Origin of the sequence: Peribacillus cavernae, assembly GCF_003989135.1 — a bacterium.
Classification (GTDB): Bacteria; Bacillota; Bacilli; order Bacillales; family DSM-1321; genus Peribacillus; species Peribacillus cavernae.
Map to the genome: position 1 here is coordinate 12734 of NZ_RYZZ01000027.1, position 18579 is coordinate 31312.

Genomic DNA, 18579 nt, shown 5'->3' on the forward strand with positions numbered 1-18579 from the left:
ACAGTAGTGTTTAACAGTTTTGTAATATGGGAGACGATTTGCTTATATTTGCATTTCATCTCCTAATTATCCAAACAACTTATTCAGCTTATTCTTTCGATACTGAAATATTGCATTTAACTTTTTTTCAACGTTCAACCGATGAACGATTCTACCAACAATAGCAAAGGGCAATGCATAATGAACAATATCATTCATCTCTGTACCATTATTTGTTTCTTTAAAATGATGTTGATGATGCCAAAATTTATATGGCCCGAATCGTTGTTCGTCCACAAAATAATGAGGGGCAGAAACGTGCGTAATCTCCGTAACCCAATTAAGTTTGATTCCGTAAAGAGGCTTTAGTTGGTAGGATATAATCATGCCAGGATACATATTCTGAGGTGGCACATCCTTAACTTCAAAACCCATCCACGATGGTGTAATCTCTGATAACTGATTAGGATCTGAAAAAAAATCCCACGCTTCATTTAATGATAGTGGAATTTGTTGCTTTGTCTCAAATGTATAGATTTTCAATGCACTCTCTTCTTCCTTTCTAACTTCCATGAAGTTCAATATATTAATTCCCTTTAGAGGTTCAAGTAAACATTCCAAAAAATTATTTTTACATGCTGTTACTCAAATAATCTAATGCAAGCTTTCATTAGATTATTATCCCTTTTCGATGAAGGTTTTCAGTACATTCTTGTAAATACTTACCATCATGTTCGGGATATCCTTCGTCTTCGTTTTTCACACCCAGACTTTCATCATTGTGGGCAGGACAGTTATTACCACGGTAATAAGGATCCTCCCACAATGGATCATTTCGATAGCCCCTTCGTTTCATTTCTTCCATAACCTTCATATGGTAAAGATAAAACTTGTATGGTGAATAGCCAAAAACATAGTCAACCGTAGCGTGTTTCCTACCCCAGCCATTGCCTCGTAGTGCACAGCATTCTCGGTGCTGACCTAGTAACTGTTGTCGGGGTAATTTTATTATTAAATTTTCATGCCATAAGCGCATTCTCTCAACCTCCTATTCCACGCCAAAACAACTCAATAATTTGTTCAGCTACTTCCTCTACTGTTTGATAAATTTGTTCTTGTCCATTATTAGTATAGCCAACTTTTAGTAGTGATAAATATGCATGAGTCGCAAACATAGGGTTGATTTCACGTATTTCTTTTTGGTTTATTGCCTCAATAAACGCATTTTCTATTGTCTGGTACATATCCACTTCTGCCTGGTTTATCTTTTTTTGTTGTTCAACTGAAAGTGTATTTTTTATCCCCTTCATAAATCCATCCATGTCAATATCAACAGTTGCTTTTAAATAAGTCTTTGCTATGTTCAGAAGGCGCTCCTTTAGTGGAAGATTTGTTTGAAGCAGCACATTTATTTTTTTACGTATTCGTGTCATCATTTGTATCATTATTTCGGTAAATAATTCACTTTTGCTTGCATAATAATAATAGACCGTCCTTACAAAATGAAAGACATATCCCGCTCGCATTGTCAAAAAGCTATTAACGCTTGGGCCCAGGAGCTTAAAACCTTCAATGATTATAAGATACAAGCAAACCTGGTCTTCCGATTTGCCATGAAAATGGATATTATTAAGCGCAATCCGATGGATTATGTCACATTGCCGAAATTAAAACATGAGATGGAATATAATGCGGAACTGGAAGAGAAAAAGTATTACTACACGCGAGAAGAGCTCAGGAGCTTTCTAGAGTCGATTCAGGACGATGACATGGCTTATACCATGTTTCAGCTACTCGTCTTCACAGGAGCGCGCAAGGGGGAACTGTATGCCCTGCATTGGTCGGACGTGGACTTCCACCATAAGTCGATCAGCTTGAAAAAGACATTGATTCACACGAGCGGCAAAAAGCAGCTTCTGACATCGAAAACAAAGGCCTCTCGGCGTGTGGTTAGCTTGGACGATGAAACTCTGGCGATCGTGAAGAAATGGCGTAGCAAGCAAATACAGCGCTATTTGACGTTAGAACTTGCCGCTCCTTTTCAATCTGATGATAAGCAACCCATCTTTACGGTCTATAATCAGTTATAAACATGAAATGGATTATTGTCGACTGGCTTACTTAAATGAAAAGCTGCAGCGGATTTATCTAAAGAACCCGGAGCTGCCACAAATAAATGTTCACGCCTTCCGGCATACACATGCCAGTTTTTGTTTGCAGCCGGTGCTTCTATCAAAGATGTACAAGTCCGCCTCGGCCATACCGATATTCAAACCACGATGGATATTCACACTCATGTGACCGACGAAGCGAAGGAGAAAACAGCCGAGATGTTCCAGAAGTACATGAAATTTTAGCTAGGGGTATTCAAGGGGTATTCAATTCCAAATTTGGACATGAAAAAACCCTCCTTACTCCATAAGAGCAAAGAGGGTAAACATTGATATACCAAGAATATTAACGCTTTGAGAACTGAGGTGCACGACGAGCGCCTTTAAGACCGTATTTTTTTCGTTCTTTCATGCGAGAGTCACGAGTGAGCAGACCAGCGGATTTCAATGAACCACGGTATTCCGGTTCAACTTGAAGCAATGCACGGGCAATACCGTGGCGGATTGCGCCAGCCTGGCCGGTGTATCCACCGCCGCTTACATTTACTAGTACATCATAGTTGCCAAGTGTTTCGGTAGCAACCAACGGCTGTTTCACTATTTCACGTAAAGCAGCAAATGGGATATATTCTTCGATTTCACGTTTGTTTACAATAATGCGGCCTTCGCCTGGTACTAAACGTACACGAGCAACTGAGCTCTTGCGGCGGCCAGTACCATAATATTGAACCTGTGCCAAGATAGTAACCTCCTTAGTAATTATCCGCGTAATTCGTATACTTCAGGCTGTTGAGCTTGGTGCTGATGCTCGCTGCCAGCGTATACGTGTAACTTTTTATAGATTTGACGACCTAGAGAATTCTTTGGAAGCATACCTTTGATAGCAAGTTCAAGCATTCTCTCAGGGTAGTTTGTGCGCATCTCAAGAGCAGTTCTTGTTTTTAGACCGCCTGGATGCATGGTGTGGCGGTAGTAGATTTTGTCAGTCAATTTCTTGCCTGTCAGATGGATCTTAGAAGCATTAATTAGAATTACATGATCGCCAGTGTCAACGTGTGGTGTGAAAGTCGGTTTATGTTTACCGCGTAAAATGGATGCTACTTCGGTAGCAAGACGGCCTAAAGTTTTGCCTTCAGCGTCTACAACGTACCATTTACGTTCAATTTCATTAGCTTTCGCCATAAAAGTTGTACGCATGATTACCCTCCTAAAAAGATCAATAATTATATTTATTTTCAATCACAATAAGACTTCCGGGGCTCATCGTGGGATTAAAATACATACCATATTATATTAAACGCTCCACAGGGCATTGTCAAGAGGATGTTACGCCAGGTTTAGTTGTCATACTTGGAAAGGTTTTCAATCTTCCTCATCATAATAAACCTTCCATAAGTACAAACCCTGCCCTGGTACTGTTTTTCCAGCAAAACTTCGGTCTTTTTTCTGAAGTATTTCCACGATGTCAACGGGCACTTTTTTGCCGGTGCCAATTTCAAGCAGGGTTCCGACCAGAATGCGTACCATATTATATAAAAAGCCGTTTCCGATAAAGCGGAATTGGAGCATGCCGCCTTCTACAAGCAGTTCAATTTCCCTTATTGTCCGCACTTTATCGGTTACTTCTGTTTTGGCCGAGCAAAAGCTTGTAAAATCATGAGTCCCCAGCAGGAAAGGGATCGCATCCTGCATAGCTTGATAATTCAGTTCGTATGGGAAATGATAGGCATATTTCCTCTGAAACGGATCTCTTTTTTTCGATAGCGATACCAGATAGCGGTATTCCTTGCCAGTCGCGTCGAACCGGGAATGAAAATCAGGAGTTGCTTCTTGCACACTGATGACTGCAATATCTTCAGGGAGCAGGGCATTCATCCCTTTCTCCCAATTTTCTGCCGGAAAAGAATAGGGAGAGTCAAAATGGATGACCTGCCCCTTTGCATGAACTCTCGAATCTGTCCGTCCTGATGCACTCACCCTGATTGCTTCACCTTTATGCATCTTACGAAGTGCTTTTTCCATTTCCGACTGAACGGTCCGCTTATCAGGCTGAACCTGAAATCCCGCAAACAATGTGCCGTCATAGGAAACAATACATTTATATCTCTGCATATTTCACCCTCAATATGAACGAAATAAAAGCAGCAGGATCGTTAAAACGGCAAGCGTACACAATAATAGTGTATCAACGGCATGCCAGCTTAACTGACGGTATTTCGTCCGTCCTTCGCCGCCCCGGTATCCTCGTGCTTCCATGGCTATTGCCAACTCTTCGGCTCTCTTAAATGAACTGACAAACAAAGGTACAAGAAGGGGAACGATTGATTTCACTCTCTCCTTAATGGGCCCGGATGTAAAGTCAACGCCACGTGCTGTCTGTGCTTTCATGATTTTTTCGGTCTCTTCCATCAAGGTTGGAATGAAGCGAAGCGAAATCGACATCATCAGTGCAAGTTCATGCACGGGCATTTTCCACTTTTTCAGCGGCCCGAGCAGCTGCTCCAAGCCATCGGTGATCGAGATAGGTGAAGTGGTCAGCGTCAATAGCGATGTTACTAAAATCAATAGGGTAAAACGAAACGAAATATACAGCCCTTGACGAAGGCCACCTTCATATATCTCAATAAATCCGAAATCATAAATAACATCGCCTTCTTTTGTAAACAAAATATGAAGCAACAGCGTAAATAAGATCAGGAACAGGATCGGTTTAAGGCCATTGAATAGAAACCGTGCCGGAATTTTCGAGAGTGCTATCAGTGCAAGAGTAAAAACAGCTAATATTCCATAGGTTATCAGATTATTAGCCAGGAACACGATACAAACAAAAAAGAAAACGAGCAATAATTTAGAGCGCGGGTCCATTCGGTGAACCAGGGAATCGAGCGGAACATAACGCCCGAAAATCATTTTATCCAGCATCAGCGGCTCCCCCGTTCCATAACCCGTTTAACTTCGAGGGCTAAATCTTCAATGCTTAAGCATGGATGATCGAAGCGGACTCCAAGCTCTTTTTGCAGCTTTAATTGGACACGGACTGTGTCAGGTACATCCAATCCCAATTCCATCAGCTGTTCCGGTTGGGAAAATATCTCGAAGGGTGTTCCTTTTTGATAGACAGTTCCTTGATGCATGATCACGATTTCATCCGCATATCTGGCAGCATCCTCCATACTGTGTGTCACCAGGACAGTGGTCATTCCCTGTTCTTTATGCAGTTGATAAAACATGTCCATTATTTCTTTGCGTCCGCGTGGATCCAAGCCAGCTGTTGGTTCATCAAGTACAAGCACTTCCGGTTGCATCGCAAGCATCCCGGCTATCGCTACCCGCCTCATCTGGCCGCCTGACAAGTCAAATGGAGACTTTTCCAGTATCTCCTCAGCAAGGCCCACCTGTTTTAACGCTTTTCTTGCCCGGATCTTTGCTTCTTCTTTAGGTATACCAAAATTGACAGGACCAAAGCAGATATCCTTTTCTACTGTTTCTTCAAATAATTGATGCTCCGGAAATTGAAAGACAATGCCGACTTTTTGCCGGATCGGACGCAGTTGTTTTTCCTTCCGGCCGGATTCAATGGTCCGCTCGCCGATGATGACCCGTCCCTTTGTCGGCTTGATAAGGGCATTCAAATGCTGCAGCAGTGTCGATTTCCCAGAACCGGTATGCCCGATGATAGCTACATAAGAACCGGGATTGATTTCAATATTGACATCATGGATTGCTAAACTTTCAAACGGCGTATTCATCTGATAGCGGTATTCTACATCCTGGAGTTCAATTCGCATAAATCCTTCACCAACTCTTCTTCTGTTAAGTGGCTGTCAGCTAAATTAAGTCCTTGTTCACGTAAAGCCTTGCCTAATTTCACGGAAAAGGGGATGTCGAGACCTAATTCGACTAGCTCACCTTCCAACTGGAATATCTCATCGGGTGTACCTTGGCGATAAAGAAGACCCTGATTCATCACGATGATTCGATCGGCTTTTGCTGCCTCTTCCAGGTCATGTGTGATCGAGATGACAGTCAATATATTTTCGTCCTTCAATTCACGAACGGTATGAAGCACTTCTTCCCGCCCTCTGGGATCTAGCATAGATGTCGCTTCATCCAGGATAATGATATCCGGCTGTAAGGCAAGTACCCCTGCTATTGCCACGCGCTGCTTCTGGCCGCCGGAAAGATGGTGTGGCTCTTGATTAAGAAATTGATCCATCTGTACTTTATTTAGTGCATTCTGGACTCGTTCAACCATCATCTGGTGCTGTACTCCCAGGTTTTCTAAACCAAAAGCCACATCATCCTGGACGGTCGTCCCGACAAATTGATTATCCGGGTTTTGAAAAACCATGCCGACTTTTTTCCGGGCGTCCCATACAGTTGCTTCCGAAAGCTCTATATCATTGATAGTAATGGAACCTGATTCGGCAAATTGCAGTCCGTTTAACAGCTTGGCCAACGTCGATTTTCCCGATCCATTATGGCCTACGATCGCCAGCCATTCGCCTTTATAGACATCAAAGCTCACGCAGTCTACTGCATTTCGGTCCTGCCCCTCATATTTAAATGTTACATCGTTTAAGGAAACAAGTTTCTCCCCCATGCCGGACCTCCTCTTTACTCAAGCTATCCTCTGTTGTTTGGCTAATCTCTCCAAATAAAAATGGCGCTAATCCGGGTTTATGAGAAAACGATATTGATTTTCTATTAGAGTACAAACAATATTGTAACTCTTGAAGACCATTTTTGGATATAAAAAAACGCTGCACCCCTTCCACCGGATCCGTTTCCGGTAAATTAAGAGCAGCTTTTCCTTTCAACCCATTGCGCAATGGGTATCATCTTATGAACGCTTATACAAAGCGGGAAGGGGTACTTGAGCTAGACGCGAAGGGGAAATGTGGTGATATTCGCCAGCCATCGTAACACTCAAATAGCGTATTCTTGTAAGTACAATCTAGATGTTATAAGAAAAGAAAAAGGGCGAAGAACAAGTTAAATGTTCAACTGTCCTGCCCTTTTTATTCATGCTTAAACTAACTCAATAACCACTACTGGTGCACCATCGCCGCGGCGTGGACCCATTTTCATAATGCGGGTATATCCACCCTGGCGTTCTTCATAACGTGCAGCGATATCACTGAATAGTTTTTGAACGGCGTCTTGACCATCTTCAGCGTTTGCCACCTCGTTGCGAATATAGCTTGCTGCTTGACGACGGGCGTGCAAGTCACCGCGTTTGCCAAGAGTGATCATTTTTTCTACAACAGAACGTAATTCTTTTGCACGTGCTTCTGTAGTTTCAATCCGCTCATGGATAATAAGATCAGTAGCTAAATCACGAAGTAATGCTTTACGTTGTGCGCTTGTGCGTCCTAACTTTCTGTAACCCATTTAGAGATTCCCTCCTTTGTTGAAATTATATATATTCTGTCAATCAGCCTCACAACAAAAGGCTAGTTAACGAAAGCTAACTAGTCATCAGTCGTCTTTACGTAATCCTAAGCCTAATTCTTCTAGTTTTGCTTTCACTTCTTCAAGTGATTTGCGACCTAAGTTGCGAACCTTCATCATATCTTCTTCAGTTTTGTGAGCAAGCTCTTGAACTGTATTAATACCGGCACGTTTCAGGCAGTTATAGGAACGAACAGAAAGGTCAAGTTCTTCAATGGTCATTTCCAGAACTTTTTCCTTTTGGTCTTCTTCTTTCTCTACCATAATTTCAGCATTTTGAGCTTCATCTGTTAACCCGACGAAAATATTCAAATGCTCTGTTAAAATCTTGGCTCCAAGTGCAACAGCTTCCTGTGGACCGTTGCTTCCATCAGTCCATACATCAAGCGTCAACTTGTCATAGTTGGTCATCTGCCCGACACGCGTGTTTTCTACTTGGTAGGATACCCGCGCAACAGGAGTGTAGATAGAGTCGATCGGAATCACGCCGATTGGCTGATCCTCTCTCTTGTTTTGGTCGGCAGGAGTATAGCCGCGGCCGCGACGGGCTGTTAATCTTATACGCATGTGACCATTTTTGCCCAGAGTGGCAATGTGTAAATCCGGATTCAAGATTTCCACGTCACTGTCATGTGTAATATCCGCTGCGGTTACTGCCCCTTCACTCTGTACGTCAATTTCAAGCGTCTTTTCTTCATCGGAGTAAATTTTCAGAGCTAGCTTTTTTACATTGAGAATAATAGAAGTAACATCTTCTACGACGCCTTCAATTGTTGAGAACTCGTGCAGTACACCATCGATTTGAATAGAAGTGACAGCGGCACCTGGGAGTGAAGATAATAGGATACGACGTAAGGAGTTACCTAAAGTTGTACCATACCCACGCTCTAGTGGCTCGACGACGAACTTGCCGAATTTGGCGTCATCGTTGATTTCAACTGTTTCGATTTTTGGTTTTTCTATTTCGATCATCAATAAACCCTCCTTCAAAACGTCGAAACCTCGGCTAGTGAATGCAATATTCAAACGTAACCGAAATTCCCCATGTATACGTTCCCGATTGTGCGCAACAACTGAATGAACTATCCTGTAAGAATTCAGAAATTGTAATTGTATCCCATTATAGCCATGGAATGCAAATTCTATACAGAAAAATTATACACGGCGGCGTTTTGGCGGACGGCATCCGTTATGTGGAACTGGAGTTACATCTTTAATTGCAGTTACTTCCAGACCGGCAGCTTGTAGAGCGCGAATCGCAGCTTCACGTCCAGCACCAGGTCCTTTAACAGTAACCTCTAGAGTTTTCATACCGTGTTCAATAGATGTCTTAGCAGCCGTTTCAGCAGCCATTTGAGCAGCGAATGGAGTAGATTTACGGGATCCGCGGAAACCTAAAGCACCAGCACTTGACCATGAAATAGCATTACCATGGGAGTCCGTGATTGTCACAATAGTGTTGTTGAAAGTTGAACGAATATGTGCAATACCTGTTTCAATATTCTTTTTCACACGACGTTTACGTGTATTTGTTTTACGTGCCATGAAAAGTAACCTCCTTTACTGATTATTTTTTCTTGTTAGCTACTGTACGACGAGGTCCTTTACGCGTACGAGCATTGTTTTTAGTATTCTGTCCACGAACAGGAAGACCACGACGGTGACGAAGACCGCGGTAGCTGCCGATTTCCATTAAACGTTTAATACTAAGAGAAACTTCACGGCGAAGGTCGCCTTCTACTTTTAACTTATCGATGATGTCACGAATTTTATTCAGTTCGTCCTCAGTAAGGTCGCGAACACGAGTGTCTTCAGAAACACCAGCTTCTGCAAGAACTTTAATAGCAGTTTGTTTACCAATACCAAAAATATATGTTAAAGAAATGACAATACGTTTGTCACGTGGAATATCTACACCAGCAATACGTGCCATTGGTGAGTGCACCTCCTTCTTATTAGCCTTGTTTTTGTTTATGTTTAGGGTTTTCGCAAATAACCATTACTTTGCCTTTTCTGCGGATAACTTTACACTTTTCACAGATAGGTTTTACTGATGGTCTGACTTTCATTGCTATCTAACCTCCTTATACAGATCGGAGCGTAACCAGATTATTTAAATCGGTATGTGATTCTGCCGCGAGTTAGATCATACGGGGAAAGCTCAACCGTAACCTTATCTCCAGGCAAGATGCGAATAAAGTGCATACGAATTTTACCGGATACATGAGCTAAAACAGTATGACCATTTTCTAATTCTACCTTAAACATTGCATTCGGCAAAGTCTCGGTGACTTTACCTTCAACTTCAATTACATCGTCTTTCGCCATTAAATGATGCTCCCTTCTGTTCAAGCAATATATGAGGAATATCAGGATCCTCATGTAAGTCTTGACCGATTCCGCAGCTGACATACTCCCTGACAAAAGAGAAATAATTAGCCTTGGGCATAGGTTTGAATAGCATGGGAGATGTTTGAAAGATGCACGCCTGGCATAGTCTCTTTCAATCCTCTATATAATGACTCTTCGTAACATCCAAGAGCCGCTGCGTTTGTTCATCAATGCTGCCTACTGGATTTCAAGCTTTTAGTCTTCATGATAGCCGATAGCCGTTAAGCTTAGCACCGATATCAATGCTGATGATATCTCCCTCATGTAATCTGAAACGGAGTTTTCCATTTGATCATTAACGCAATTCCCCAAGCAGTTCCACAACATCTCTAAACACCTTATCAATATCCTGCTGTCCATCAATATTGCGAACATAGCCTTTATCTTCATAGAAATCAAGAAGAGGCTTTGTCTGCTTCAAGTTCACGTCTAAACGATTCTGTACCGTTTCTTCATTATCGTCCGCACGCTGATAAAGCTCTCCGCCGCAGCGGTCGCATTTCCCTTCAACAGCTGGAGGATTAAACACTAAATGGTAAGTGGCACCGCAGTTTTTACAAATACGCCTGCCGGTTAAACGATCCATAAGGATGTTTTTGTCAACCTCAATATTAATCACATAATGGATATTGCGATCAAAATCGGCAAGAATGCTTTCAAGCGCTTCCGCCTGTGCCGCGGTACGAGGAAAACCGTCCAGCAAAAAACCCTTCTTGCAATCATCTTTGCTTAATCTTTCACGAACGATGCCGATTGTCACTTCATCAGGAACAAGTTCACCTTTATCCATGAATGATTTCGCCTGTAAACCTAGTTCCGTACTATCCTTGATCGCCGCTCGAAACATATCTCCGGTAGAGATATGAGGGATGTCATATCTTTCTACGATTCTTTCAGCCTGGGTGCCTTTTCCCGCGCCAGGAAGGCCCATTAACACTAGATTCACTTTATTTCCCCCTCAAACTCTATAATGGGTTTTGGGAACGTCGCAAGTCCCCAAATCTCATTACTTTATAAAACCTTTATAATGACGTTTCACTAATTGTGCTTCAAGCTGCTTCATCGTATCCAGTGCAACGCCTACTACAATCAGAAGGCTTGTTCCGCCGATCTGGGCTGACTGGGGCAAGTTAGCGAGTTTAATAAAAATGACCGGTAATACAGCGATAACTGCCAAGAAAATAGAACCTACGAACGTTAACCGGTATAAAACACGCGTTAAGTATTCCTGTGTGTTTTTACCAGGTCTGATTCCCGGGACATAACCACCTTGCTTCTTCAAATTATCTGCCATTTGTTCAGGATTAACTTGAATGAAGGCATAGAAATAAGCGAAAGCAATGATGAGAGCAACATAGACTACCATTCCAATCGGATGTGTATAATCAAATGTTTTATCAATCCAGCGTGTTATATCATTTGGGCCAAAAAACGATGCGATCGTCCTTGGAGTAATAATGAATGCCATCGCGAATATTACTGGAATAACCCCTGCAGCATTTACTTTTAGAGGCAGGTGGGTAGACTGGCCACCTGACTGTTGAGCACGCTTGGCATATTGAATCGGTATTTTACGTAAAGCTTGTTGGATAAAGATAACAGCTACAACAATTGCAAGGATGGCTACTAAAATAAGGGCTATAGTCACAATTCGCAGAAAAAGCTGTTCCCCTGCATTTTCAAATTGCTGGGCGTAGATCTGGTTAACCGTCGATGGGATACCCGCGACAATTCCAGCGAAGATAATGATAGAGATTCCATTGCCGATGCCCTTAGATGTAATCAGCTCCCCTAACCACAAAAGAAAAGCTGTTCCCGCCGTTAATACAGTAGCAATAAGCAAGTACGTTCCGATACCGGGATTTTCAATAAGCATGCCACCGGCCATGTTATTAAAGCCGTAAGACATCCCCAATGCCTGGATAAAACCAAGAATAATGGTAGCATAGCGGGTAAACTGAGCTAATTTACGACGGCCAACTTCCCCTTGTTTCGACCATTCAGTGAATTTAGGGACAACGTCCATTTGAAGCAGCTGAATGATGATGGAGGCAGTGATATACGGCATAATCCCCATAGCCAAGATTGAAAAGTTTTGCAGGGCCCCGCCTCCAAAGGTATTTAAAACACCAAAGACGCTTAGCTGATCTTGATTTGCTAACAAGTCGGCGTTCACACTCGGTACAGGGATAAATGTACCAATGCGATAGACGACTAACATTAACAGGGTAAATATGATCTTGTTTCTTATATCACCCACACGCATAAAGTTGGAGATCGTACGAAACATTAAATCACCTCAGTTTTACCGCCGATAGCTTCGATAGCTTCTTTTGCAGTAGAAGAGAATTTGTGAGCTTTAACAGTAAGCTTTTTCTCAACGTTACCTTTCGCAAGAATCTTGATTCCTGCCTTTTCTTTACTGACGATACCTGTTTCGATCAATAGAGCAGGCGTAACTTCAGTACCGTCTTCAAAGCGATTTAAAGCATCAAGGTTAACGATTGCATAGTCTTTACGGTTGATGTTTGTAAAACCGCGTTTTGGCAAACGTCTGAATAAAGGAGTTTGACCTCCTTCAAAACCAGGACGGACACTGCCGCCGGATCGAGCGTTTTGACCTTTATGACCTTTACCGGCTGTTTTACCGTTTCCAGAACCGATACCGCGACCTTTGCGCTTAGTTTCTTTACGGGAACCTTCTGCAGCTTTTAATTCATGAAGTTTCATGTTGGCACCTCCTTGTTAAGAGAAAAATTATTTTATTGTTCTTTTATAGTAACAAGATGAGCAACTTTGTTAATCATACCGCGAATCGCAGGGTTATCATCATGAACAACTGTTTGATGCATTTTGCGTAAACCCAGTGTGTTAACTGTAACGCGTTGGTCATCAGGACGACCAATCAAGCTGCGAGTGAGGGTAATTTCTAATTTACTAGCCATTTGATTTCCCTCCTTATCCTAACAGTTCTTCTACTGATTTACCACGTAACTTAGCTACGTCCTCAGCGCGTTTTAGTTGCGTTAATCCTTCGAGTGTTGCGCGAACCATGTTGATCGGTGTGTTTGAACCTAAAGATTTTGATAGAATATCGCTTACCCCGCCTAATTCGAGAACTGCTCGAACTGGACCGCCAGCGATAACACCAGTACCTTCAGAAGCCGGTTTTAAAAGAATATGGCCTGCGCCAAAGTGGCCGTTCACAAGGTGTGGAATTGTTGTACCAACCATAGGTATTGTGATTAGGTTTTTCTTTGCATCTTCGATTGCTTTACGGATTGCATCTGGTACCTCTTGGGCTTTACCAGTTCCAAAACCGACGTGGCCGTTCTTGTCACCTACAACAACAAGTGCAGAGAAACGGAAACGACGTCCGCCTTTCACAACCTTCGCCACGCGGTTAATCGTAACTACGCGCTCTTCAAGTTCTAATTTATTAGGATCAATACTACGACGCATCTGTTTTGTCCCTCCTTTTTCCATTAAAATTCTAAGCCGTTTTCACGAGCAGAGTCAGCTAATGCTTTAACACGACCATGGAAGAGGTAACCGCCGCGGTCAAATACCACCGTTTTGTAACCTTTCTCAACAGCGCGTTTCGCAATTAGTTCGCCAACTTTTCGGGCTGCATCAGCATTGCCAGTAGCTTCTGAGCCGATCTCTTTGTCAAGAGTAGAAGCACTTGCTAGCGTTACGCTGTTTGCATCGTCAATTAATTGTGCGTAAATGTGTTTGCTTGAACGGAACACATTTAAACGAGGACGAACTTCAGTTCCGGAAAGCTTTGCACGTACACGTGCATGTCTTTTCCTGCGAACAGAATTTTTATCAGCCTTCGTAATCATTTACGTCACTCCTTTCATTTACCTATGCGGCATTACTTACCTGTTTTACCTTCTTTACGGCGTACATATTCGCCTTCGTAACGGATACCTTTGCCTTTGTAAGGTTCTGGGGGACGAACATCGCGGATATTTGCTGCAAGAGCGCCTACACGTTCTTTGTTCGCACCTCTAACGATAACTTTTGTATTAGAAGGAACTTCAACTTCCACGCCTTGTTCCGGTTCGATCTCAACTGGGTGAGAGTAACCTACGTTAAGGATAAGTTTAGTGCCTTGTTTTTGCGCACGGTACCCGACACCGATAAGTTCAAGGGACTTTTCAAAGCCTTTGGATACACCCTGAACCATGTTTGAAATAACAGCGCGAGTGGTACCGTGTAATGCACGATGTTCTTTCTCATCAGATGGACGAGTTACTGTAAGGACATTCTCCTCGACGCTGATTGTCATATCAGGATTAAAAGATCTTGTTAATTCCCCTTTAGGGCCTTTTACTGTGACGTTGTTTTGTTCAACCGTTACAGTTACGCCAGAAGGGATTTCAATAGGTTTTTTACCTACGCGTGACATCTAGTGCACCTCCATTCGTGTAAGAAATATATTACCAAACGTATGCGAGTACTTCTCCACCAACTTGTTGAGTACGAGCTTCCTTGTCAGTTAGGAGCCCTTGAGAAGTAGAAACAATTGCGATACCTAAACCGTTAAGAACGCGTGGAACTTCCCCAGTCTTTGCATAAACACGCAAACCAGGTTTGCTGATGCGTTTTAAACCAGTAATTACACGTTCGTTGTTTGCACCGTATTTAAGGAAGATACGGATGATACCTTGTTTGTTGTCTTCGATTAGTTCAACATCACGTACGAAGCCTTCACGCTTTAAAATTTCAGCGACTTCCTTTTTGATCTTGGAAGCCGGAACCTCCAATTTTTCGTGACGAACCATATTCGCATTACGGATGCGAGTAAGCATATCTGCAATCGGATCTGTCATGACCATTATTATTTACCTCCTTCCCAAAATCGGGTTTACCAGCTAGCTTTTTTCACGCCAGGGATTTGTCCTTTATATGCAAGTTCACGGAAACAAATACGGCAGAGCTTAAATTTACGATACACAGAATGTGGACGTCCGCAACGTTCGCAGCGGGTGTACTCCTGTACTTTGTATTTATGCGTGCGTTTTTGCTTCACGATCATAGATTTTTTAGCCACGTTTTCGCCTCCTCTATTTAGAGATTACTTCTGGAACGGCATTCCGAATTGAGTAAGTAGTTCACGAGCTTCTTCGTCAGTATTAGCAGTCGTTACAATAACGATGTCCATACCACGAACCTTGCTCACTTTATCGTAGTCAATTTCAGGGAAGATCAGTTGTTCTTTAATACCCATTGTGTAGTTACCGCGGCCGTCAAAAGATTTCTTTGAAACCCCACGGAAGTCACGTACACGTGGCAAAGATACAGAAACTAGTTTATCAAGGAATTCATACATACGCTCTCCGCGTAATGTAATCTTCGCACCGATAGGCATGCCTTCACGAAGACGGAAGCCGGCAATAGATTTCTTCGCTCTTGTTACCACAGGCTTTTGTCCGGTGATTAAAGTCAACTCTTCAACAGCATTATCCAATGCCTTCGAGTTAGCAACAGCGTCACCCACACCCATGTTCACTACAATTTTTTCAACTTTTGGTACTTGCATTACAGATTTATAGCTGAACTTGCTCACTAGAGCAGGAGTCATTTCTTTTTGGAATTTTTCTTTTAGGCGGTTCATTAAGTGTACCTCCCTTCTTCATTGACTTATTTATCTAAAGATTCACCTGATTTAACAGCTACGCGTACTTTTTTGCCGTCTTCCACTTTGTAACCAACACGAGTCGGTTTTCCTGACTTTGGATCAAGCGGCATTACGTTAGACACGTGAATAGCAGCCTCCTGGCTAAGGATACCCCCTTGTGGGTTCGCCTGAGATGGCTTAGAGTGCTTTTTCACGGTGTTTACTCCTTCAACAAGCACACGATTGTTTTTAGGATATGCTTCAAGGATAACTCCTTGTTTGCCTTTGTCCTTACCAGAGATGACTACGACTTTGTCACCTTTTTTAACATGCATCAGCTTCGCACCTCCTTGAAAGGCTTTTACGAGATTTATCAATTATAGTACTTCTGGAGCAAGAGAAACGATCTTCATGAAGCTGTTGTCACGAAGTTCACGAGCAACAGGCCCAAAAATACGAGTTCCGCGTGGGCTCTTGTCATCACGGATAATTACACATGCATTCTCATCGAAACGAATGTAAGTACCGTCAGGACGACGTACACCGCGTTTAGTACGAACAATAACTGCCTTAACAACTTCACCCTTTTTGACAACGCCTCCTGGTGTTGCTTGTTTTACTGTACACACGATGACATCACCGATATTTGCAGTCTTGCGGCCTGAACCACCAAGAACTTTTATAGTAAGAACTTCACGAGCACCAGAGTTGTCAGCGACTTTTAAACGAGATTCTTGTTGAATCATGTACGAAACCTCCCTTCGGAATTAGCATAATCCGAATATTGCTTAGATAATTACTGCTTTTTCTACTACTTCAACTAGACGGAAGCGTTTAGTTGCGGAAAGTGGACGAGTCTCCATGATTCTCACAGTATCGCCAGCTTTCGCCTCATTTAACTCATCATGAGCTTTAAGCTTTTTAGAGTACTTTACGCGCTTCCCGTAAAGAGAATGTTTTTTATAGGTTTCTACAAGAACAGTTACCGTTTTATCCATTTTGTCAGATACTACGCGTCCAGTGTAGATTTTGCGTTGGTTACGTTCGCTCATTCTGCAAACCTCCCCTCATTTATCGATTGTTGACACCGATCTCTCTTTCACGAACTACTGTTTTCATACGAGCGATCGATTTGCGCACTTCACGAATCCGTGCTGTATTTTCAAGTTGTCCAGTGGCTAACTGGAAACGAAGATTAAATAGCTCTTCTTTAAGAGATTTTACTTTTTGTTCAATTTCGGCAGTGGTAAGGTCTTTAATTTCATTAACTTTCATTTGATTCACCACCAATTTCTTCTCGTTTGACAAACTTAGATTTGATTGGAAGTTTGTGTGCTGCAAGACGTAATGCTTCTCGTGCCACCTCTTCAGATACACCGGATATTTCAAACATGATCTTGCCAGGCTTGACAACCGCAACCCATCCTTCAGGAGCACCTTTACCGGAACCCATACGCACTTCCAGAGGTTTAGCAGTGTAAGGCTTGCTTGGGAAGATCTTAATCCAAACTTTACCGCCACGTTTCATATGACGAGTCATCGCGATACGGGCAGCCTCAATTTGACGGTTTGTGATCCAAGAAGCTTCTAAGGCCTGGAGACCAAACTCACCGAAATGTACTTCAGTGCCGCCTTTTGCATTTCCTCTCATCTTACCTCGGTGTTCCCTACGGTATTTTACGCGCTTAGGCAATAACATATTATTTTCCTCCTTCCTCAGATTTCTTCTTAGTAGGAAGAACTTCTCCACGGTAGATCCATACTTTCACGCCAAGCTTACCATAAGTAGTGTCCGCTTCAGCAGCAGCATAGTCGATATCAGCGCGAAGTGTGTGAAGTGGAACTGTTCCTTCGCTGTAATGTTCAGCACGAGCAATATCTGCACCGCCAAGACGGCCAGAAACTTGTGTTCTTACTCCTTGAGCGCCAGCACGCATCGTACGTTGGATTGCCTGCTTTTGAGCACGTCGGAAAGAAACACGGTTTTCTAATTGGCGAGCAATGTTTTCAGCAACTAATTTTGCATCAAGATCTGCTCTTTTGATTTCGATAATATTGATATGAACGCGTTTAGCTGTTAATTGGTTTAATGCTTTACGAAGTGCTTCAACTTCAGTACCACCTTTACCGATAACCATTCCTGGCTTCGCAGTATGAACAGAAATGTTAATGCGGTTAGCAGCACGTTCGATTTCTACTTTTGATACGGAAGCATCGCTTAAACGCTTCGCGATATATTCACGAACTTTAAGGTCTTCATGCAAAAGAGTTGCATAATCTTTACCAGCGTACCATTTGGACTCCCAATCACGGATGATCCCGATACGCAAACCGACTGGATTTACCTTTTGACCCACAGATTATCCCTCCTTTTTTTCTGATAAAACGATAGTAATATGACTAGTACGTTTGTTAATAGCACTCGCACGGCCCATGGCACGAGGACGGAAACGTTTTAACGTTGGTCCTTCATTCACGTATGCTTCTAAAACAACCAGGTTATTGATATCCATTTCGTAGTTATGTTCTGCATTCGCAACAGCAGATTTCAGAACCTTTTCTACGATTGGAGAAGCAGCCTTTGGAGTTAAGCGAAGAATCGCTACCGCTTCACCTACTTGCTTACCTCGAATTAAATCAGCGACTAAACGGACTTTTCGAGGAGCAATACGAACTGTTCTAGCAACAGCTTTAGCTTGCATGAGATGCCCTCCTCTCATTAACGTCTTGTTTTCTTGTCGTCACTTGCGTGACCTTTGTAAGTACGAGTTGGAGCGAATTCGCCCAGCTTATGGCCTACCATATCTTCAGTAACATAGACCGGTACGTGTTTACGACCATCGTAGACAGCGATTGTGTGACCGATGAATTGTGGGAAGATTGTTGAACGGCGAGACCAAGTTTTCACAACTTGCTTCTTGTCACCTTCATTTAACTTTTCTACCTTAACCATCAAATGCTCATCAACAAAAGGTCCTTTTTTCAAACTGCGACCCATGTAAGTACCTCCCTTCG

Annotated in this window: 34 protein-coding genes and 1 pseudogene; 1 reads left to right on the plus strand and 34 read right to left on the minus strand. The window is 42.7% G+C overall.

The features are described 5' to 3' along the window. Window positions 1-66: 66 nt before the first annotated feature. The 3 genes from ELQ35_RS15890 to ELQ35_RS15900 all read right to left on the minus strand — a co-directional run bounded on the left by ELQ35_RS15890 (window position 67) and on the right by ELQ35_RS15900 (window position 1412). Complete coding sequence (locus ELQ35_RS15890) at window positions 67-552, minus strand: SRPBCC family protein (RefSeq protein WP_246026100.1); 486 nt, start codon at window positions 550-552, stop codon at window positions 67-69. Window positions 553-649: 97 nt separating this feature from the next. Further along, window positions 650-1015 carry a TIGR02328 family protein gene (locus tag ELQ35_RS15895; RefSeq protein WP_126865935.1) on the minus strand — a complete coding sequence of 122 codons (366 nt, stop codon included), beginning with the start codon at window positions 1013-1015 and terminating at the stop codon, window positions 650-652. A 4-nt stretch (window positions 1016-1019) separates the two neighbouring features. Further along, complete coding sequence (locus tag ELQ35_RS15900; RefSeq protein ID WP_126865937.1) at window positions 1020-1412, minus strand: hypothetical protein; 393 nt, start codon at window positions 1410-1412, stop codon at window positions 1020-1022. A 69-nt stretch (window positions 1413-1481) separates the two neighbouring features. Here ELQ35_RS15900 and ELQ35_RS15905 point away from each other — a divergent pair, with 69 nt between their 5' ends. Further along, window positions 1482-2069, plus strand: coding sequence for a site-specific integrase (locus ELQ35_RS15905; RefSeq protein WP_246026099.1), 588 nt, complete (start codon window positions 1482-1484; stop codon window positions 2067-2069). Window positions 2070-2436: 367 nt separating this feature from the next. On the opposite strand, the gene rpsI is transcribed toward ELQ35_RS15905, so the two are convergent. The 31 genes and pseudogenes from rpsI to rpsS all read right to left on the minus strand — a co-directional run bounded on the left by rpsI (window position 2437) and on the right by rpsS (window position 18562). Continuing rightward, window positions 2437-2829: a 30S ribosomal protein S9 gene (gene rpsI / locus ELQ35_RS15910; RefSeq protein WP_126865939.1), complete on the minus strand. Its 393-nt coding sequence runs from the start codon at window positions 2827-2829 to the stop codon at window positions 2437-2439. Between the two features lie 20 nt (window positions 2830-2849). Further along, window positions 2850-3287, minus strand: a complete 438-nt coding sequence (gene rplM, locus ELQ35_RS15915; protein WP_126865941.1) for a 50S ribosomal protein L13 — start codon at window positions 3285-3287, stop codon at window positions 2850-2852. Window positions 3288-3452: 165 nt separating this feature from the next. Continuing rightward, window positions 3453-4202 carry a tRNA pseudouridine(38-40) synthase TruA gene (gene truA / locus ELQ35_RS15920; protein WP_126865943.1) on the minus strand — a complete coding sequence of 250 codons (750 nt, stop codon included), beginning with the start codon at window positions 4200-4202 and terminating at the stop codon, window positions 3453-3455. Window positions 4203-4211: 9 nt separating this feature from the next. Next, window positions 4212-5012: an energy-coupling factor transporter transmembrane component T family protein gene (locus ELQ35_RS15925; RefSeq protein ID WP_126865945.1), complete on the minus strand. Its 801-nt coding sequence runs from the start codon at window positions 5010-5012 to the stop codon at window positions 4212-4214. Further along, window positions 5012-5878 carry an energy-coupling factor ABC transporter ATP-binding protein gene (locus tag ELQ35_RS15930; RefSeq protein ID WP_126865947.1) on the minus strand — a complete coding sequence of 289 codons (867 nt, stop codon included), beginning with the start codon at window positions 5876-5878 and terminating at the stop codon, window positions 5012-5014. The genes ELQ35_RS15925 and ELQ35_RS15930 overlap by 1 nt, the downstream gene beginning before the upstream one ends. Further along, complete coding sequence (locus tag ELQ35_RS15935; RefSeq protein WP_126865949.1) at window positions 5854-6693, minus strand: energy-coupling factor ABC transporter ATP-binding protein; 840 nt, start codon at window positions 6691-6693, stop codon at window positions 5854-5856. The genes ELQ35_RS15930 and ELQ35_RS15935 overlap by 25 nt, the downstream gene beginning before the upstream one ends. Window positions 6694-7121: 428 nt before the next feature. Beyond that, on the minus strand, window positions 7122-7484 hold the full coding sequence (gene rplQ, locus ELQ35_RS15940) for a 50S ribosomal protein L17 (protein ID WP_126865951.1): 363 nt from the start codon (window positions 7482-7484) through the stop codon (window positions 7122-7124). An 87-nt stretch (window positions 7485-7571) separates the two neighbouring features. Further along, on the minus strand, window positions 7572-8516 hold the full coding sequence (locus tag ELQ35_RS15945; RefSeq protein ID WP_126865953.1) for a DNA-directed RNA polymerase subunit alpha: 945 nt from the start codon (window positions 8514-8516) through the stop codon (window positions 7572-7574). A 183-nt stretch (window positions 8517-8699) separates the two neighbouring features. Next, window positions 8700-9089, minus strand: a complete 390-nt coding sequence (gene rpsK / locus ELQ35_RS15950) for a 30S ribosomal protein S11 (RefSeq protein ID WP_028390438.1) — start codon at window positions 9087-9089, stop codon at window positions 8700-8702. A 22-nt stretch (window positions 9090-9111) separates the two neighbouring features. Then, complete coding sequence (rpsM, locus tag ELQ35_RS15955) at window positions 9112-9477, minus strand: 30S ribosomal protein S13 (protein ID WP_126865954.1); 366 nt, start codon at window positions 9475-9477, stop codon at window positions 9112-9114. Between the two features lie 22 nt (window positions 9478-9499). Beyond that, window positions 9500-9613, minus strand: coding sequence for a 50S ribosomal protein L36 (gene rpmJ, locus ELQ35_RS15960; protein WP_003156543.1), 114 nt, complete (start codon window positions 9611-9613; stop codon window positions 9500-9502). 40 nt (window positions 9614-9653) lie between these two features. Beyond that, window positions 9654-9872 (minus strand): translation initiation factor IF-1, encoded by a 219-nt coding sequence (infA, locus tag ELQ35_RS15965; RefSeq protein WP_101631925.1) that lies wholly within the window; start codon window positions 9870-9872, stop codon window positions 9654-9656. A 31-nt stretch (window positions 9873-9903) separates the two neighbouring features. Next, window positions 9904-10206: pseudogene (locus ELQ35_RS23170) on the minus strand (M24 family metallopeptidase); the annotation flags it as partial. Window positions 10207-10230: 24 nt separating this feature from the next. Then, entirely contained in the window at window positions 10231-10881 is a 651-nt protein-coding gene (locus tag ELQ35_RS15975; protein ID WP_126865956.1) for an adenylate kinase, read from the minus strand. 60 nt (window positions 10882-10941) lie between these two features. Then, window positions 10942-12225, minus strand: coding sequence for a preprotein translocase subunit SecY (secY, locus tag ELQ35_RS15980; protein ID WP_126865958.1), 1284 nt, complete (start codon window positions 12223-12225; stop codon window positions 10942-10944). After that, on the minus strand, window positions 12225-12665 hold the full coding sequence (rplO, locus tag ELQ35_RS15985) for a 50S ribosomal protein L15 (RefSeq protein WP_126865960.1): 441 nt from the start codon (window positions 12663-12665) through the stop codon (window positions 12225-12227). The genes secY and rplO overlap by 1 nt, the downstream gene beginning before the upstream one ends. Before the next feature lie 32 nt (window positions 12666-12697). Further along, a complete protein-coding gene (gene rpmD, locus ELQ35_RS15990) occupies window positions 12698-12880 on the minus strand; it encodes a 50S ribosomal protein L30 (protein ID WP_126865962.1) in 183 nt (60 codons plus the stop codon). Between the two features lie 13 nt (window positions 12881-12893). Then, window positions 12894-13397, minus strand: coding sequence for a 30S ribosomal protein S5 (rpsE, locus tag ELQ35_RS15995; protein ID WP_126865964.1), 504 nt, complete (start codon window positions 13395-13397; stop codon window positions 12894-12896). Between the two features lie 23 nt (window positions 13398-13420). Further along, entirely contained in the window at window positions 13421-13783 is a 363-nt protein-coding gene (gene rplR, locus ELQ35_RS16000) for a 50S ribosomal protein L18 (RefSeq protein ID WP_126865966.1), read from the minus strand. A gap of 32 nt (window positions 13784-13815) precedes the next feature. Further along, window positions 13816-14352: a 50S ribosomal protein L6 gene (gene rplF / locus ELQ35_RS16005; protein WP_126865967.1), complete on the minus strand. Its 537-nt coding sequence runs from the start codon at window positions 14350-14352 to the stop codon at window positions 13816-13818. Between the two features lie 31 nt (window positions 14353-14383). Then, on the minus strand, window positions 14384-14782 hold the full coding sequence (rpsH, locus tag ELQ35_RS16010) for a 30S ribosomal protein S8 (RefSeq protein WP_126865968.1): 399 nt from the start codon (window positions 14780-14782) through the stop codon (window positions 14384-14386). A gap of 29 nt (window positions 14783-14811) precedes the next feature. Then, the gene (locus ELQ35_RS16015; protein WP_126865969.1) at window positions 14812-14997 is read right to left on the minus strand and encodes a type Z 30S ribosomal protein S14; all 186 of its coding nucleotides are present in this window, start codon (window positions 14995-14997) and stop codon (window positions 14812-14814) included. A gap of 24 nt (window positions 14998-15021) precedes the next feature. Further along, window positions 15022-15561 (minus strand): 50S ribosomal protein L5, encoded by a 540-nt coding sequence (rplE, locus tag ELQ35_RS16020; RefSeq protein ID WP_126865970.1) that lies wholly within the window; start codon window positions 15559-15561, stop codon window positions 15022-15024. Between the two features lie 26 nt (window positions 15562-15587). Continuing rightward, the gene (gene rplX, locus ELQ35_RS16025; RefSeq protein WP_126866038.1) at window positions 15588-15899 is read right to left on the minus strand and encodes a 50S ribosomal protein L24; all 312 of its coding nucleotides are present in this window, start codon (window positions 15897-15899) and stop codon (window positions 15588-15590) included. Between the two features lie 42 nt (window positions 15900-15941). Then, on the minus strand, window positions 15942-16310 hold the full coding sequence (gene rplN, locus ELQ35_RS16030) for a 50S ribosomal protein L14 (RefSeq protein WP_126865971.1): 369 nt from the start codon (window positions 16308-16310) through the stop codon (window positions 15942-15944). Between the two features lie 42 nt (window positions 16311-16352). Continuing rightward, window positions 16353-16616, minus strand: coding sequence for a 30S ribosomal protein S17 (rpsQ, locus tag ELQ35_RS16035; RefSeq protein WP_126865972.1), 264 nt, complete (start codon window positions 16614-16616; stop codon window positions 16353-16355). Window positions 16617-16635: 19 nt separating this feature from the next. Further along, entirely contained in the window at window positions 16636-16839 is a 204-nt protein-coding gene (gene rpmC / locus ELQ35_RS16040) for a 50S ribosomal protein L29 (protein WP_117303864.1), read from the minus strand. Further along, entirely contained in the window at window positions 16829-17263 is a 435-nt protein-coding gene (gene rplP / locus ELQ35_RS16045) for a 50S ribosomal protein L16 (protein ID WP_126865973.1), read from the minus strand. The genes rpmC and rplP overlap by 11 nt, the downstream gene beginning before the upstream one ends. A gap of 1 nt (window position 17264) precedes the next feature. Then, window positions 17265-17921 carry a 30S ribosomal protein S3 gene (gene rpsC / locus ELQ35_RS16050; RefSeq protein WP_126865974.1) on the minus strand — a complete coding sequence of 219 codons (657 nt, stop codon included), beginning with the start codon at window positions 17919-17921 and terminating at the stop codon, window positions 17265-17267. A 3-nt stretch (window positions 17922-17924) separates the two neighbouring features. Beyond that, complete coding sequence (gene rplV / locus ELQ35_RS16055) at window positions 17925-18266, minus strand: 50S ribosomal protein L22 (protein WP_126865975.1); 342 nt, start codon at window positions 18264-18266, stop codon at window positions 17925-17927. A gap of 17 nt (window positions 18267-18283) precedes the next feature. Further along, window positions 18284-18562, minus strand: a complete 279-nt coding sequence (gene rpsS / locus ELQ35_RS16060; RefSeq protein WP_126865976.1) for a 30S ribosomal protein S19 — start codon at window positions 18560-18562, stop codon at window positions 18284-18286. Between the last annotated feature and the right edge of the window lie 17 nt (window positions 18563-18579).